Origin of the sequence: Rathayibacter sp. AY1D5 (genome assembly GCF_002932515.1) — a bacterium.
In the GTDB taxonomy this organism is placed as follows: Bacteria; Actinomycetota; Actinomycetes; order Actinomycetales; family Microbacteriaceae; genus Rathayibacter.
The window spans coordinates 64,705-79,678 of the sequence record NZ_PSVU01000011.1 but is presented as its reverse complement, the minus strand read 5'-3'; the positions used below and the strand labels follow the sequence as shown (position 1 = coordinate 79,678).

The following is a 14,974-nucleotide window of genomic DNA, read 5'->3' as shown; positions in this document are numbered from 1 at the left end:
AGCAGGTCGTCGATCTGGCCCTTCGTCGGCTTGACGACGATCTCGGGATCGATCAGGCCGGTCGGGCGGATGATCTGCTCGACGATGCCGTCGGCGATGCCCATCTCGTAGCGGCCCGGAGTCGCCGAGAGGTAGACGGTCTGGCCGACGCGAGACTTGAACTCCTCCCACTTCAGGGGCCGGTTGTCCATCGCCGAGGGCAGGCGGAAGCCGTGCTCGACCAGCGTGCGCTTGCGGGAGGCGTCGCCCTCGTACATCGCACCGATCTGCGGCACCGTCACGTGCGACTCGTCGATCACGACGAGGAAGTCGTCCGGGAAGTAGTCGAGCAGGCAGTGCGGGGCCTCGCCCGACTCGCGGCCGTCGATGTGGCGGGAGTAGTTCTCGATGCCGGAGCAGAATCCGATCTGCTGCATCATCTCGAGATCGAAGGTCGTGCGCATCCGCAGGCGCTGCGCCTCGAGGAGCTTGTTCTGCTTCTCGAGGTCGGCCAGGCGCACCTCGAGCTCCTGCTGGATGGTGTCGATCGCACGGTGCATGACGTCCTGGCTGGCGACGTAGTGCGAGCCGGGGAAGACCGACACGGAGTCGAGCTTCCGGACGATGTCGCCGGTGAGCGGGTGGAGCGTGTAGAGCGCCTCGATCTCGTCGCCGAACATCTCGATCCGGATCGCGAGCTCTTCGTACATCGGGATGATCTCGATCGTGTCGCCCCGCACCCGGAAGGTGCCGCGGGCGAAGTCGACGTCGTTGCGCGCGTACTGCATCGACACGAACTTGCGGATGAGGCGGTCCCGGTCGACCCGCTGGCCGACCTGGAGCGCCACCATCGCCTCGAGGTACTGCTCGGGCTGGCCGAGGCCGTAGATGCACGAGACGGTCGACACCACGATCACGTCGCGGCGGCTCAGGAGCGAGTTCGTGGTGGAGTGGCGCAGCCGCTCGACCTCGGCGTTGACCGAGCTGTCCTTCTCGATGAAGGTGTCCGTCTGCGGGACGTAGGCCTCGGGCTGGTAGTAGTCGTAGTACGAGACGAAGTACTCGACGGCGTTGTTGGGGAACAGCTCGCGGAACTCGTTGGCGAGCTGCGCGGCGAGGGTCTTGTTGTGCGCGAGCACGAGCGTGGGGCGCTGCACGGCCTCGACGAGCCATGCCGTGGTCGCGGACTTGCCGGTTCCGGTGGCGCCCAGCAGGACGACATCGGTCTCGCCGGCGTTGATGCGGGCGCTCAGATCGGCGATCGCGCCGGGCTGGTCACCGCTCGGCTTGTACTCGCTGATGACCTCGAACGGGTGCACGGCACGGGTTGGCTCCATGGTTCGAAGCGTAGCCGCGACCACCGACACCGGACGGCGCGTGCGCTGGCGGCGAACGGGGGTGCGCTCCCCGACCGGGCCGCTCGGGCACGAGGGCGGGTGTCCGGGAGGGACCGTCAGCGGGCGAGCCGCTCCCACAGCGCGTCGGTCCGAGCGAGCGTCTCCTCCAGCGTGCCGGAGGAGTCGATCACGACGTCGGCGAGGGCGAGGCGCTCCTCGTCGCTCGCCTGCGACGAGACCCGCGCACGAGCCTCCTCCTCGGTCAGTCCCCGGAGGGCGACGAGACGCTCGATGCGGAGGTGCTGCGGCGCGTGCACGACGACCACCTCGTCGAACTCCCCCGCTCCACGGCCCTCGGCGAGGAGGGGGACGTCGTAGACGACCACCGCGGCCGGGTCCGCCTCGGCGGCCTCCGCGAACAGCCGCTGCGAGCGGAGCGTCACCGCCGGATGGGTGATCGCATTGAGGTCGGTGCGGGCCGCCGCGTCCGAGAAGACGATCGCGCCGAGCGCCGGGCGGTCGAGCGCGCCGTCCGCGCGGATCACGGACGGGCCGAAGCGCTCGGCGATCGCCGCCAGCGCCGGCTCCCCCGGCTCGACGACCTCGCGCGCGAGGACGTCGGCGTCGACCACCACCGCTCCGTGCTCGGCGAGACGGCGGGCGACGGTGGACTTGCCCGAGGCGATGCCTCCGGTGAGGGCGACGAGATGCACCCGGCCACCCTACCCAGCGCCGTCGCCCGGAACGCCGAACGGCCGGCCCCCGAGGGGACCGGCCGTTCGATGCGATGTGCTCGCGATCAGTTGTTCGAGGACAGCTTCTCGCGGAGCGCGGCGAGCGACTCGTCGTCGGCGAGGGTGCCGCCGGTGGTCGACTCGCTGGTGAAGCCGGCGCCGACCGAGACGCCCTCGGAGACGGTGGCCGCCTCCTCCTGCGACTTGGCCACCTGGGCCTTGTGGGCCTCCCAGCGCGCCTGAGCAGCGGCGTACTCCTGCTCCCAGGCCTCGCGCTGCGACTCGAAGCCCTCGCGCCACTCGTTGGTCTCGGGGTCGAAGCCCTCGGGGTACTTGTAGTTCCCCTGGTCGTCGTACTCCGTGGCCATGCCGTAGAGCGCCGGGTCGAACTCGGTGCCCTCGGGGTCGACGTTCTCGTTCGCCTGCTTGAGCGAGAGGGAGATGCGGCGACGGTCGAGGTCGATGTCGATGACCTTGACGAACACCTCTTCGCCGACCGACACGACCTGCTCGGCGAGCTCGACGTGCTTGCCCGACAGCTCGGAGATGTGGACGAGGCCCTCGATGCCGTCCGCGACGCGGACGAATGCACCGAACGGGACCAGCTTCGTGACCTTGCCCGGCGCGACCTGTCCGATCGCGTGGGTGCGGGCGAAGACCTGCCACGGGTCCTCCTGGGTCGCCTTGAGCGAGAGCGACACGCGCTCGCGGTCGAGGTCGACCTCGAGGATCTCGACGGTGACCTCCTGGCCCACCTCGACGACCTCGGAGGCGTGCTCGATGTGCTTCCAGGAGAGCTCGGAGACGTGGACGAGACCGTCGACCCCGCCGAGGTCGACGAACGCACCGAAGTTGACGATCGACGACACGACGCCCTTGCGGACCTGACCCTTGTGCAGGTTGTTCAGGAACGTGGTGCGGCTCTCGGACTGGGTCTGCTCGAGGAGCGCGCGACGCGACAGGACCACGTTGTTGCGGTTCTTGTCGAGCTCGAGGATCTTCGCTTCGATCTCCTGGCCGAGGTACGGCGTGAGGTCGCGGACGCGGCGCAGCTCGATGAGCGAGGCCGGGAGGAAGCCGCGGAGGCCGATGTCGACGATGAGACCGCCCTTGACGACCTCGATGACCGAGCCGGTGACGACGCCGTCCGACTCCTTGATCTTCTCGACGTCGCCCCACGCGCGCTCGTACTGCGCACGCTTCTTGGACAGGATCAGGCGACCCTCCTTGTCCTCCTTCTGGAGGACGAGGGCCTCGACGCTGTCGCCCACGTTGACGACCTCGGAGGGGTCGACGTCGTGCTTGATGGAGAGCTCGCGCGAGGGGATGACGCCCTCGGTCTTGTAGCCGACGTCGAGGAGGACCTCGTCGCGGTCGATCTTCACGACGGTGCCTTCGATGAGGTCTCCGTCGTTGAAGAACTTCAGAGTCTTTTCGACCGCGGCAAGAAAGTCTTCAGCAGACCCGATGTCGTTGATCGCGACCTGCTTGGTTGCCTTGTCGGTCGTTGCGGTTGTCATTAAGGGATGCTCCAGGATGGATGGGTCTCGGGCGGCGGCCGCCTGCGGGCCTCGCGGCTCGGCGGAGTGGTGACCACTGCGGTGGTGAGGGATGTGCCTCCGGCCCGGGAGCCGCGCTCGGCCGGCCGGAGGACCGGCCTTCCTCGCGCGCCGCGGGCACGGCGGCGCCACAGATGTGACACCCCAGCTTAGACGCCCCGGGAGGCGCACGGCAATCTCGCCGCGCCCGTCCAGGCGCGGGTTCCGGAGTCAGCCGGCGAGGGAGGAGCGGAGGGTGTCGAGACCGACGCCGCCGAGGTCGAGCGCCCTCCGGTGGAAGGCCGCGAGCGAGAACGCGGTGCCCTCGCGCGCCTCCGCCCCGTCGCGCAGCTGCTCCCAGATCCGCTGCCCGATCTTGTAGGACGGAGCCTGCCCCGGCCAGCCGAGGTACCGGTTCACCTCGAAGCGCACGAACGCGTCGTCCATGTTCACGTTGGCCCGCATGAAGTCGAGGGCCGACTCGGCGGTCCAGACGGTGCCGGAGCCCGGCATCGGCTTCTGGAGGTGCACGCCGATGTCCAGCACGACGCGCGCCGCGCGCATCCGCTGGCCGTCGAGCATGCCCAGGCGGTCGGCCGGGTCGTCGAGGTAGCCGAAGCGCTCCATCAGCCGCTCCGCGTAGAGCGCCCAGCCCTCGGCGTGGCCGGAGGTCCCGGCGAGCTGACGGCGCCAGGTGTTGAGGCGGGCGCGGTTGTGGACGGCCTGGCCGATCTGCAGGTGATGGCCCGGGACGCCCTCGTGGTAGACCGTGGTCAGCTCCCGCCAGGTGGCGAACTCGGTGACTCCGGCCGGGACCGACCACCACATCCGCCCCGGGCGCGAGAAGTCGTCGCTCGGACCGGTGTAGTAGATGCCGCCCTCCTGGGTCGGCGCGATCCTGCACTCGAGGCGGCGCACCTCCTCCGGGATGTCGAAGGCGGTGCCGGCGAGCTCGCGGACGGAGCGGTCGCTGGTCTCCTGCATCCAGGCCTGCAGAGCGTCGACGCCGTGCAGAGTGCGGGCCGGGTCCGCCTCGAGGTGGGCGATCGCCTCGGCGACGGAGGCGCCGGGCAGGATCTCGCGCGCGATCGCCTCCTGCTCGGACGTCATGCGGGCCAGCTCCTCGATCCCCCACTCGTAGGTCTCGTCGAGGTCGACGACAGCGCCGAGGAAGCGGCGGGAGTGCAGCGCGTACAGCTCCCGGCCGACGGCGTCCTGCTCGGCCGCGGCGGGGGCGAGCTCGCCCCGGAGGAACTGCGCGAGCGACCCGTAGGCGGCCGAGGCACGGCGGGCGCCGTCCTCCAGTCGCTGAGCGAGCGACGCGGGCAGGGATCCGGCGGCGGGAGCGGCCTCCGCGGCCAGCTCGGCGAAGAACCCGCGGGGAGCGGCGATCTTCCGCGCCTGCTCGGCGACGAGCTCGACCTGGCGGCGGGCGGGGACCACGCCCGTGCGCATCCCCTCGCGCAGGGTCTCCGCGTAGCCCTCGAGAGCGGCCGGCACGGCCAGCAGCCGCTCGGCGACCGCCTCCCAGTCGGCGACCTCGTCCGTCGGCATCAGGTCGAAGACGTCGCGCAGCTCCTGCGCCGGGGACGCGATCACGTTGAGGTCCCGCAGCGGCAGACCGGCGTCGTGCCCTTCCAGGGAGAGCCGGAGCTCGGCGCCGAGGTCGGCGACCGTGACGCGGTCGACGTCGTCCACGGGGTCGGCTGCCTCGAGCTCGGCGAGGGCCGAGGCGGTCGCCGCCCGGGCGCGCTCGAGACCGGCCGGCGAGTAGTCGCCCAGGCGGCCGTTCGCGCCGCTGCGTCCGATCGCGGTGCCGAGGGTGGGGTCGAGGTCGACGAGCGTGTCGACCCAGCGCTCGGCGACGGCGTCGACGGCGGTGGGCTCGCGGGGGGTGTCGGTGCTCATGCCTCCGAGCCTAGCCAGGCGCTGCGGCCGGCTCAGTGCGCGGCGACGTCCCAGTCGGACCCGTGGCCCACCTGCACCTCGAGCGGGACGCTCAGGTCGGCGGCTCCCGCCATCCGGCCGCGGACGATCGCCTCGAGCGGCTCCTCCTCGCCGGGGGCGACGTCGAAGATGAGCTCGTCGTGCACCTGGAGGAGCATCCGCGAGCTGAGCCCCTGCTCGTCGAGGTCGGCCTGCACGCCGATCATCGCCCGCTTCATGATGTCGGCGGCCGAGCCTTGGATCGGCGAGTTGAGCGCCGCCCGCTCGGCGTTGTCGCGGAGGACGCGGTTCGCGCTCTGCAGGTCGGGGAAGGGACGCCGGCGACCGAAGATCGTCTCGGTGTAGCCGGTCTCGCGGGCCTGCTCGACGACGCTGCGGAGGTAGTCGCGCACCGCGCCGAAGCGGACGAAGTAGTCGGTCATCAGCTGCTTCGCCTCGGCGCTCGAGATGCGCAGCTGCTTCGACAGGCCGAAGGCGCTCAGGCCGTAGGCGAGGCCGTACGACATCGCCTTGACCTTGTTGCGCATGGCCGAGGTGACGTCGCCCGGATCGACGCCGAAGATCCGCGATCCGACGAAGCGGTGCAGGTCCTCGCCGGAGTGGAAGGCCTCGATCAGCCCGGCGTCGCCGGAGAGGTGCGCCATGATCCGCATCTCGATCTGCGAGTAGTCGGCGGTGAGGAGGGTGCTCGCCTCCGCTCCGTGGACGAAGGCGGTGCGGATGCGGCGGCCCACCTCGCTGCGGACGGGGATGTTCTGCAGGTTCGGGTCGTTGGAGGAGATGCGGCCGGTGGCCGTGCCGGTCTGGTCGTAGCTGGTGTGGATCCGGCCGTCGGCGGTGACCGACTTCTCGAGCGTCTCGATGATCTGCTTGAGCTTGGTCGCGTCGCGGTGCTCGAGGAGCAGCCCGAGGAACGGGTGCGGGTGCGACTCCTGCAGGTCTGCGAGGGCGGAGGCGTCGGTGGTGTAGCCCGTCTTCGTGGCCCGGGTGCGCGGCATGTCGAGCTCCTCGAAGAGGACCTGCTGCAGCTGCTTGGGCGAGCCGAGGTTCATCTCGTGGCCGATCTCGGCGAACGCGCGGCTCGCGAGGTCGGCGGCCGAGACGGTCAGCTCGGCGCGGAGGCGCGCCAGCACGTCGGCGTCGATCGCGACGCCGGTGAGCTCCATCGTCGCGAGGACCTGAACGATCGGCAGCTCGATGTCGACGAGCACCGAGAGCATCCCCTCGCCCAGCCGCTCGCGCAGCGGAGCGACGAGCCGGTACGCGTACCAGGCCTCGGTGGCGGGCCCCATCGGCTCGACGGTGGGGACCAGCTGGTTCGGGTCGCCCTGCGCCATGGTCTCGTCGAGGTGCTGCGCGACCTGCGCCGCGAGCGTGGCCGGGTGCCCGGTGGGCTGCACCAGCCAGGAGGCGACGCGGGTGTCGAACGCGAGCCCCGCGACGGGGAGTCCGGCCCTCCGCAGCGCCTTGATCTGGGGCTTCGCGTCGGCGAAGTACTTGGGGGCGGGCCCGGCCAGCCACTGCTCGAGCGCGGTGTAGTCGGGCCGCTCGGCGGCCCACGGGACGAACGCCGTCTCCTTCTCGACCGCGAGGCCCACACCCTCGAGCCCGCCGGCTCCGAGCAGGACCTGCACGGCGACGGGCGCGGTGCCCTTCGCCGACACGCGGTCGAGCCAGTGCGCGAGCTCCTCGTCGACCAGGGTGCGGACGGCGGGTGCGGAGGTCGTGACCACGTCGCCCGCCAGGGCAGCGGCAGCGCCGTCGACGCCCTCCTCCGCGGCGATCGTGAGGACCCGCTCCTGCAGGGTCTTGAACTCGAGGCGGCTGAAGATCTCGCGGACCGCGTCGGGATCGATCGGACGGCGCGTCAGATCGTGCGGCCCGAGGGGGAGCTCGACGTCCGTCACCAGCCGGTTGAGGCGGCGGTTGCGGAGCGCGTTCTCCTTCTGCTCGCGCAGCTTCTCGCCGACCACGCCCTTGATCTCGTCGGCGTGGGCGATGATGTCGGCGACCGTGCCGTACTGGTTGACCCACTTCGCGGCCGTCTTGGGGCCGACCTTGTCGACGCCGGGCAGGTTGTCGCTGGTCTCGCCGACGAGCGCGGCGATCTCGGGGTACTGGTGCGGCTCGACGCCGTACTTCTCGAAGACCTTGTCGCGGTCGTAGCGGGTGAGCTGCGAGACGCCCTGGGTGGAGGGGTAGAGCAGGGTGACGTCCGGAGTCACCAGCTGGATGGTGTCGCGATCGCCCGAGACGACCAGCACGCGGAAGCCGGCCTCGGCCCCCTGGCGGGCGAGCGTCGCGAGGATGTCGTCGGCCTCGAAGTCCTCCTTCGAGACGGTCCGGATGTTCATGGCGTGCAGCGCCTCCTCGAGGAGGGGGACCTGGCCCTTGAACTCGGGCGGCGTCTCGCCGCGGGTGCCCTTGTACTCCGGGTACTCGCGCGTGCGGAACGAGTAGCGGGAGATGTCGAACGCGACGCCGAGGTGGGTCGGCTTCTCGTTCTTCAGCAGCAGGATCAGCATCGAGAGGAAGCCGTGGATGGCGTTCGTGTGCTGGCCCTCGCGGGTCTGGAAGCTGTCGACCGGGAGCGCGTAGAACGCCCGGAACGCCAGGGAATGGCCGTCGACGAGCAGGAGGGTAGGCTGTTCCGGATCTGACACAGGGCCAGACTACACAGCGCCTCCGACACCGGATCGGCCCGCTCGCGCCCGCCGGTCAGGGCCGCTCCGAGGCTCCAGCGCGAGGAGCGACGTGACCGAGCCGACCCCCACCACGACCGCCTGGATCCGCCCGCCCGCGCTCGACCTGGTCGCCGGGATCGGCCGCGGCATGGGCGAGCTGGCCGAGCGGATGGGGATCCTCTGGCACGAGCTCACCCCGCAGCACTCGGTGGCCTCGATGCCCGTCGAGGGCAACCGGCAGCCGGTCGGCATCCTGCACGGCGGCGCACACGTCGTGCTCGCCGAGTCGATGGGCTCGATCGCGGCGAACGTGCACGCCGGCGCGGGCCGCCTGGCGATGGGCATCGAGCTGAACGCGAGCCACAGCCGGTCGGTCCACTCGGGCTTCGTGATCGCCACCTGCGACGCGATCCACCTGGGCTCCACCCTCACCACCCACGAGATCGTCGTGCGCGACCAGGAGGGGCGCCGCCTCTCCACCGTCCGGATCACCAACATCATCCGCGACGCCCGCTGACGGGAGCGGACGGGTCCCCCTCGCGGGAGCGAAGGGCGACGACCACGCCCAGGACCGCGACCGCCGTCGGGACCGCCCGTGCCTGCGACTGACGGGGGATCGACCGGTCGGCCGCGCCGCTCGGGGACCCGGCACCGCGGCGAGCGGCACTGTCAAGCGACGGCGCGCGACTGTGCCCGCTGGTGCCCGAAGGGCGACACTGAGCGGATGAGCCTTCGCCATCTCCTCAAGAGCCTCCCGTCCATGCCCTCCGAGCTGCCCTCGTTCGATGCGGAGGCGGCTCCGGCCGATCCTCTCGAGCTGTTCGCGCAGTGGCTCGAGGAGGCGAAGGACGCGGGCCAGCTCCTCCCCCACGGCGCCACGCTCTCCACCGCCTCCGACGACGGCACGGTCTCGGCGCGCGTGCTCGTGCTGCGCGAGATCGACGAGGCGGGCTGGGCGTTCTCCACCCATGCCACCAGCCCCAAGGGACGCGCCATGGAGGAGAACCCGCACGCTGCGCTGACCTTCTTCTGGCCGGTCCAGGGCCGTCAGGTCCGGGTCGAGGGCCGGGTCGAGCGCGCCTCCGCGCAGGAGTCGGCCGACGACTTCCGCCGCCGCTCCGAGGCCGCTCGCACCGCCCTGCTCGTCGGACGCCAGAGCGAGCCGATGCGGAGCGCGCAGGACTTCGGCCTCGTCACCCTCCAGACCAGCGTCGCCGTGGGCTGCTCGCCCGCGACGCTCGACCGGGAGTGGGCCGTCTACCGCGTCGTGCCCGAGCGCATCGAGTTCTGGCAGGGCTCGACCGCGCCGGAGCAGGATCACACCCGTCTCGAGTACCGCCCGGGAACGACGGAGGCGGGCGGCTCCCCGTGGGAGCGCACCCGCCTCTGGCCCTGAGGCCGTGGGCCCTCGGGCCCGGCCTCGCGCTAGGCCTTCTTCGTGCTCAGCTGCTCGATGATCGCCTGCGCGACGTCGTGCATGGTGAGCCGGCGGTCCATGGAGGCCTTCTGGATCCAGCGGAACGCCTCGGGCTCGGTGAGCCCCATCTTCTCGTTGAGCAGGCCCTTGGCGCGGTCGACGAGCTTGCGGGTCTCGAAGCGCTCGACCATGTCGGCGACCTCGGCCTCGAGGGTGAGGATCTGGGCGTACCGCGAGAGGGCGATCTCGATCGCGGGCAGCAGGTCGTTGGGCGTGAAGGGCTTCACGACGTAGGCGAGCGCTCCGGCCTCGCTGGCGCGCTCGACGAGCTCCTTCTGGCTGAAGGCGGTGAGCAGGACGACGGGCGCGATGTGCGCCTTCGAGAGGCGCTCGGCCGCCGAGATGCCGTCGAGCTGGGGCATCTTGACGTCCATGATGACGAGATCGGGGCGCAGCTCGGTGGCGAGGGCCACAGCGGTCTCGCCGTCGCCGGCCTCGCCGACGACCTCGAAGCCGTTGTCGCGGAGGATCTCCACGATGTCGAGGCGGATGAGGGATTCGTCTTCGGCGACGACGACCCGACGGGGTGCGGTCGACGAGGGTTCCTGGTCAGTCACGCCGATGAGCCTACGGTATTCTCGACGGGCTGGTGATGAGCCGGTGTGGCGGAATGGCAGACGCGGGGCACTCAAAATGCTCTGTCCGAGAGGGCTTGTGGGTTCGAGTCCCACCACCGGTACCCGCCTGGTCGCGCGGTGCGCGCCTCCGCTCGCTAGCGTCGTCGGATGAGCACCGACCCCTGGCCCCTGTTCTCGCTGGAGCTGCGCACGCCGCGGCTCGAGCTGCATCCGGTCCGCGACGCCGACCTCGGCCCTCTCGCCGAGGCAGCCCTCGCGGGCGTGCACGAGAGCGGCCGCTCGCCGTTCCCCTCCCCCTGGGCCGAGGCGCCGGCGGAGCGCCTGCCCGGCGAGCTCGCCCGCTTCCACTGGTCGCAGCGCGCGCAGACGACGCGGGAGTCGTGGCGCGTCGCGTTCGCCGTGGTCGAGGACGGCCGGGTCGTCGGCTGCCAGGACGTGGTCGCCGAGTCCTTCGCCGCCACCCGCACCCTGACCTCGGGCTCGTGGCTCACCCGCTCGGCGCAGGGCCGCGGCCTCGGGCAGGAGATGCGCGCCGCCGTCCTCCTCCTCGCCTTCGACCACCTCGGAGCCGAGGTCGCCGAGAGCGCCGCTCTCGCCTGGAACACCCGCTCGATCCGGGTCTCGGAGACCCTCGGCTACCGGCCGAACGGGACGCACCGGATCGTCGGTCCGGACGGTATGTCGGTCGAGGAGCTGCGGTTCCGCGTCACGCCGGAGACTTTGGTGCGGCCGGAATGGACGCTGGAGGCCTCGGGGATCGACGCCGCACGAGCGGTCCTCGTCCAGGACCCGCTCGGTCCGCCCTCCCCCGTCTGATTCACCAGAACATCGTGCCCGGCGAGCCCTTGAACGGACCGACCACGCGCGAGGTGATCCAGCCGCCGTAGAAGTCGCCCGGCTGCGGCTGGACCGCCTCGCCGTCGACCGTGCAGGAGTCCATCCGGCCGGGGTAGAGGGCGACGGTGTCGACGAGGGCCTCGAAGCCGGCCATCGGCTCGGGGTACGTCCAACCCGCCGCCTCCGCGACCGCTCCTCCTCCCCCGCGCACGGTCAGGTAGGAGGCCGCGCCCTTGAACTCGCAGATGCTGCGGCCGGGCGCGGGCTCGAGCGCCCCGGGCGCGAACGAGGACACGGGGAGGTAGTAGACGGGAGGGTGGCTCGTCTCGAGGACGCGGAGAGCGTCGCAGGACTCGGCGACGACGACGCCGCCCAGCCGCACGACCACGTGCTCGGTGGTGGTCTCGACCCTCGGGGGTCGCGGGTAGTCCCAGACGGATTCCTGGCCCTCGGCGGGCGGCACGCGCTTCATCCCGCTCACGCTACGCGGCGGGGAGCGGTGCTCCGGCGCCTCCCAGAGGATGCCCGGGCGGACGCCGCGGCTCCGCAGATCCCCGCCGCCGGGACGCGCGGGGGCCCCGGTCGCGTAACGTCGTCCCTGCGGCGGAACCCCGAGCCCGCGCGCAGAAGGAATCCAGAGTGCCCACCGAATGCATCCACGGCCTCGACATCGCGCTCTGCGACGTCTGCACCCCGAAGAAGCTCCCCGAGCAGGTCGGCCGTGCCACCCGCGCCCCCGCGCGCGTGCCCGGGACCTCCCGTGCGGCCACCGCCCGCGCCGCCGCCCGCGGCACGGCGCGCGAGAAGCCCCTGCCGAAGGTCGACATCGCCGCGCAGCGGATCTACCACGTCACCCACCTCGACAACCTCGAGGCGATCGTCGCCGCCGGCGCGATCCTGGCGGACCAGCAGCTCCAGGAGCGCCCCGCGATCGACGTCAGCGCCGAGACCACCCGCGAGCACCGCCGTGCCGTGCAGGTGAAGGACGGCGTCAGCGTCGCCGGCTTCGTGCCCTTCTTCCTCTCCCCCGACGCCGCCCTCTGGGCCGACCTGCGCGGCGAGCGGGTCGCTCCGCACTGGTCGCCGAGCGCCCACGAGACCACCGCCTCGCAGTACGTCGTCCTGGTGGGCTCGCTCGCCTCCGCCCCGGTGCTGAGCGACGGCGACGCCTCCCACGTCCTCACGCGCTTCACCGAGGGCGACGCGCTCGTGCGCACCTTCGCGCGCCTCCTGGTCGACGAGCCGGCCCTGCGCAGCGCGGAGGCGCTCGTGCCCGAGCGCTTCCCGCTCGAGGGCGTCGCGACGGTCGGCGTGGCGTCGGTCGCCGCCCGCAACCGCGTCAAGGCTCTCTTCGAGGGCATCGACGCCTCTCCCCGCGTCGCCGTCTATCCGCCGTGGTTCCACCCGGTGGCCGAGGAGGAGTGACCCGGCGCTAGTCGGCCTCGAGGAGGTCGAGGCGGTCGGCCAGGTACCGGCGCAGCGGCATCAGTCCCTGCTCGCCCAGACCGGGCGCCCAGCGCACGAGCACCTCGGAGCCGCGCAGGGCCAGCGGCTCCTGGCCCGACTCGAGCGCTGCGGCGTCCAGTGCGAGGCGCCGCCAGCCGTAGTTGACGATCTCGCCCTCCTGGAACGGACCGTCGAAGGCGGCGCGCCGGATCTCGCGGCGCGCCTCCTGCGACTCGGACTGGTTGTTGGCGTGCAGCGGAGCGACGGCACGAGTGACCGATCCCGTCGCGAGGAGCTCGCCCTCGCGTCCGAGGAGCACCACGCCGAGGCGCCACGCGCGGGTCACCGGCGCCATCACCGGCTTGCGGCGGAAGCCGAGGATCGCGCGCGGCGTCCGCAGCTCGGCGACGGCCTGGTCGGCGATGCCGCGGGCGTCGAGCTCGGCGGAGACCTCGCGCAGGAGCGCGGCCAGATCGGCGGCGGCCTGCTCGGCCCCGGGTGCTGCGGGCATCGCTCCTCCTCGGCTCGTCCCGCCAGCCTACGGGCGCGGTGTGCACCGGCCACCCCGCTCCGCACCGCTAGCATCGCCTGACGACACCGAGGAGGACGAGCGATGCGCGTCATCATGATGGGCCCGCCCGGCGTGGGCAAGGGCACCCAGGCGGCCGTGCTGTCGCGCGAGCTGGGGGTACCGGCGATCTCCACCGGCGATCTGTTCCGCGCGCACGTCGCCGACGGCACCGACCTCGGACGGCGTCTGCGGGCGCTCGTGGAGGCCGGCGAGTACGTGCCGGACGAGCTGACGAACGCCCTGGTCGCCGAGCGCATCGCCGAGGAGGACGCCCGGGACGGGTTCATCCTCGACGGCTACCCGCGCACGCTCGCTCAGGTGGACGCGCTGGCGGAGCTCCTCGAGGAGCGGGGCACGCCGCTCTCGTGCGTCGTGCTGCTGACGGCCGACGCGGACGTGGTCCTCGAACGGCTGCACGTGCGGGCGCAGGAGCAGGACCGCGCCGACGACGACCCCGAGGTGGTGCGGAACCGGGTCGAGGTCTACGAGCGCGAGACGGCTCCTCTGGCGGAGGTCTACGACGAGCGCGAGCTCCTGGTGCGGATCGACGGCTCCGCCTCGCAGGACGAGGTCGCCGCGAGGATCATCGCGGCGTGCCGGCCCGAGTGAGCCGACCCGCCGCGACGCGGGGTCAGATCGCCGAGGCGAGGACCTCGTCGAGCTTGGCCGAGGCCTCCTCGTCGGTGCCCTTCAGGGCGAGCGAGAGCTCCGACACGAGGATCTGACGCGCCTTGAGGAGCATCCGCTTCTCGCCGGCCGAGACGCCGCCCGCCTGCTCGCGGCGCCACAGGTCGCGGACGACCTCGCTGACGCGGTACACGCTGCCGCTGGCCATCTTCTCCTGGTTGGCCTTGAAGCGGCGGGACCAGTTGCTGGCCTCCTCCGCGACGTCGCTGCGCAGGACGTCGTAGACCGCCTGGACTCCGGCGTCGTCGATGATCTCGCGGACGCCGACGAGCTCCGCGTTCTCGACGGGGAGGGTGATGGTGAGCTCGCTGGTGTGCACGTTCATCGTCATGAACGTCTTCTCGACGCCCTTGACCGAGCGCTTCTCGAGCCCGGTGATCGTCACCGCTCCGTGGTGCGGGTAGACCAGGGTCTCGCCGACCTCGAATGTCATCATGTCGTGCCTTTCGTCGTGGGGCGTGGTGGGAGTGAGGAGTCCAGTGGGCGCAGCTGCGCTGCGGCGAGCCAGGCCGGGAGCAGCGCGACGAGGTGCTCGACCAGCTCCTCGTCGGTGCCGTCGAGGGAGCCGGCGATCCAGGCGCCGACCACGGAGAGGACGCCGCCGGCCGCGAAGACCGCGGTGAGCTCGGGGTCGACCGCTGCGGGGACGTCGACCCGGGCGAGCACCTCGCGGTGCAGGGCGAGCGCCGTGTCGAGCACGGCGTCGTCGGAGGCGACCCGGGCGGAGGCCCGCGCGCGGAGCCGGGCATGGAAGGCGTGGCGGTCGACCAGCCGCTCGACGAGCCGCGAGTAGCCGCGCTGCAGGGCGTCGGCTCCGGAGCGGTCGGCGGGATCGCCCTCGGCGACCTCGGCGACCACGAGGTCCTGGCGGAGCAGCGCGGAGGCGACTCCCGCCGCGTCGTCGAAGTGGGCGTAGAACGAGCTGCGGCTGATCCCGGCCTCGCGCACGATGTCGCTCACCGCGATGCCCTCGGCCCTCTCGCCGTCGCTCTGCATGACGAGCCGCTCGACCGCGTCGAACACGCGGCGGCGGGTGCGCCGGGCTCGCGGATCGGCGGAGCCGAGCGCCGAGGGGGACTCCGCCGCGGGCACGGAGGCGAGGCGGGCGGGAGTCATCGACGTCAGTCTACCACTTCCCGGACAGGTGTACGGGAAGAGC

General features: G+C 71.9%; 15 protein-coding genes and 1 tRNA gene. 6 read left to right on the top strand and 10 right to left on the bottom strand.

Going from position 1 to position 14,974, the window contains the following annotated elements; all coding sequences use genetic code 11:
* From C5C82_RS05310 to polA, 5 genes are all read right to left on the bottom strand, one after another.
* Window positions 1–1,316: DEAD/DEAH box helicase family protein (locus C5C82_RS05310; protein ID WP_181130029.1), on the bottom strand; the 1,316-nt coding region annotated here is incomplete at its 3' end.
* 116 nt (window positions 1,317–1,432) lie between these two features.
* Window positions 1,433–2,029, bottom strand: coding sequence for a dephospho-CoA kinase (gene coaE / locus C5C82_RS05305; protein WP_104354721.1), 597 nt, complete (start codon window positions 2,027–2,029; stop codon window positions 1,433–1,435).
* 86 nt (window positions 2,030–2,115) lie between these two features.
* On the bottom strand, window positions 2,116–3,570 hold the full coding sequence (gene rpsA, locus C5C82_RS05300) for a 30S ribosomal protein S1 (RefSeq protein ID WP_104221897.1): 1,455 nt from the start codon (window positions 3,568–3,570) through the stop codon (window positions 2,116–2,118).
* Window positions 3,571–3,819: 249 nt separating this feature from the next.
* On the bottom strand, window positions 3,820–5,496 hold the full coding sequence (locus C5C82_RS05295) for a DUF885 domain-containing protein (protein WP_104354720.1): 1,677 nt from the start codon (window positions 5,494–5,496) through the stop codon (window positions 3,820–3,822).
* Between the two features lie 32 nt (window positions 5,497–5,528).
* Window positions 5,529–8,198 carry a DNA polymerase I gene (polA, locus tag C5C82_RS05290; RefSeq protein ID WP_104354719.1) on the bottom strand — a complete coding sequence of 890 codons (2,670 nt, stop codon included), beginning with the start codon at window positions 8,196–8,198 and terminating at the stop codon, window positions 5,529–5,531.
* Window positions 8,199–8,289: 91 nt separating this feature from the next.
* Here polA and C5C82_RS05285 point away from each other — a divergent pair, with 91 nt between their 5' ends.
* The gene (locus C5C82_RS05285; RefSeq protein WP_374953047.1) at window positions 8,290–8,736 is read left to right on the top strand and encodes a PaaI family thioesterase; all 447 of its coding nucleotides are present in this window, start codon (window positions 8,290–8,292) and stop codon (window positions 8,734–8,736) included.
* 207 nt (window positions 8,737–8,943) lie between these two features.
* Window positions 8,944–9,615 carry a pyridoxal 5'-phosphate synthase gene (locus tag C5C82_RS05280; protein WP_104232645.1) on the top strand — a complete coding sequence of 224 codons (672 nt, stop codon included), beginning with the start codon at window positions 8,944–8,946 and terminating at the stop codon, window positions 9,613–9,615.
* A gap of 29 nt (window positions 9,616–9,644) precedes the next feature.
* Here the strand turns inward: C5C82_RS05280 and C5C82_RS05275 are convergent, their stop codons facing one another.
* Entirely contained in the window at window positions 9,645–10,253 is a 609-nt protein-coding gene (locus C5C82_RS05275) for an ANTAR domain-containing response regulator (RefSeq protein ID WP_104221889.1), read from the bottom strand.
* A 39-nt stretch (window positions 10,254–10,292) separates the two neighbouring features.
* Between C5C82_RS05275 and C5C82_RS05270 the strand changes: the two genes are divergently transcribed.
* Both C5C82_RS05270 and C5C82_RS05265 read left to right on the top strand, forming a co-directional pair.
* A tRNA-Leu gene (locus C5C82_RS05270) sits at window positions 10,293–10,375 on the top strand.
* A gap of 46 nt (window positions 10,376–10,421) precedes the next feature.
* Window positions 10,422–11,090 carry a GNAT family N-acetyltransferase gene (locus C5C82_RS05265; RefSeq protein ID WP_104347761.1) on the top strand — a complete coding sequence of 223 codons (669 nt, stop codon included), beginning with the start codon at window positions 10,422–10,424 and terminating at the stop codon, window positions 11,088–11,090.
* A gap of 1 nt (window position 11,091) precedes the next feature.
* Here the strand turns inward: C5C82_RS05265 and C5C82_RS05260 are convergent, their stop codons facing one another.
* Window positions 11,092–11,583: a DUF427 domain-containing protein gene (locus tag C5C82_RS05260; protein WP_104354718.1), complete on the bottom strand. Its 492-nt coding sequence runs from the start codon at window positions 11,581–11,583 to the stop codon at window positions 11,092–11,094.
* Window positions 11,584–11,750: 167 nt separating this feature from the next.
* On the opposite strand from C5C82_RS05260, the gene C5C82_RS05255 reads away from it, so the two are divergent.
* Entirely contained in the window at window positions 11,751–12,536 is a 786-nt protein-coding gene (locus C5C82_RS05255) for a DarT ssDNA thymidine ADP-ribosyltransferase family protein (protein ID WP_104221883.1), read from the top strand.
* Between the two features lie 7 nt (window positions 12,537–12,543).
* On the opposite strand, the gene C5C82_RS05250 is transcribed toward C5C82_RS05255, so the two are convergent.
* Entirely contained in the window at window positions 12,544–13,068 is a 525-nt protein-coding gene (locus C5C82_RS05250; protein WP_104232649.1) for a hypothetical protein, read from the bottom strand.
* A gap of 102 nt (window positions 13,069–13,170) precedes the next feature.
* Here C5C82_RS05250 and C5C82_RS05245 point away from each other — a divergent pair, with 102 nt between their 5' ends.
* Complete coding sequence (locus tag C5C82_RS05245; protein ID WP_104354717.1) at window positions 13,171–13,737, top strand: adenylate kinase; 567 nt, start codon at window positions 13,171–13,173, stop codon at window positions 13,735–13,737.
* Between the two features lie 22 nt (window positions 13,738–13,759).
* Here the strand turns inward: C5C82_RS05245 and C5C82_RS05240 are convergent, their stop codons facing one another.
* Window positions 13,760–14,248: a CarD family transcriptional regulator gene (locus C5C82_RS05240; RefSeq protein WP_068257183.1), complete on the bottom strand. Its 489-nt coding sequence runs from the start codon at window positions 14,246–14,248 to the stop codon at window positions 13,760–13,762.
* The gene (locus tag C5C82_RS05235) at window positions 14,248–14,931 is read right to left on the bottom strand and encodes a TetR/AcrR family transcriptional regulator (RefSeq protein ID WP_104354716.1); all 684 of its coding nucleotides are present in this window, start codon (window positions 14,929–14,931) and stop codon (window positions 14,248–14,250) included. The genes C5C82_RS05240 and C5C82_RS05235 overlap by 1 nt, the downstream gene beginning before the upstream one ends.
* Between the last annotated feature and the right edge of the window lie 43 nt (window positions 14,932–14,974).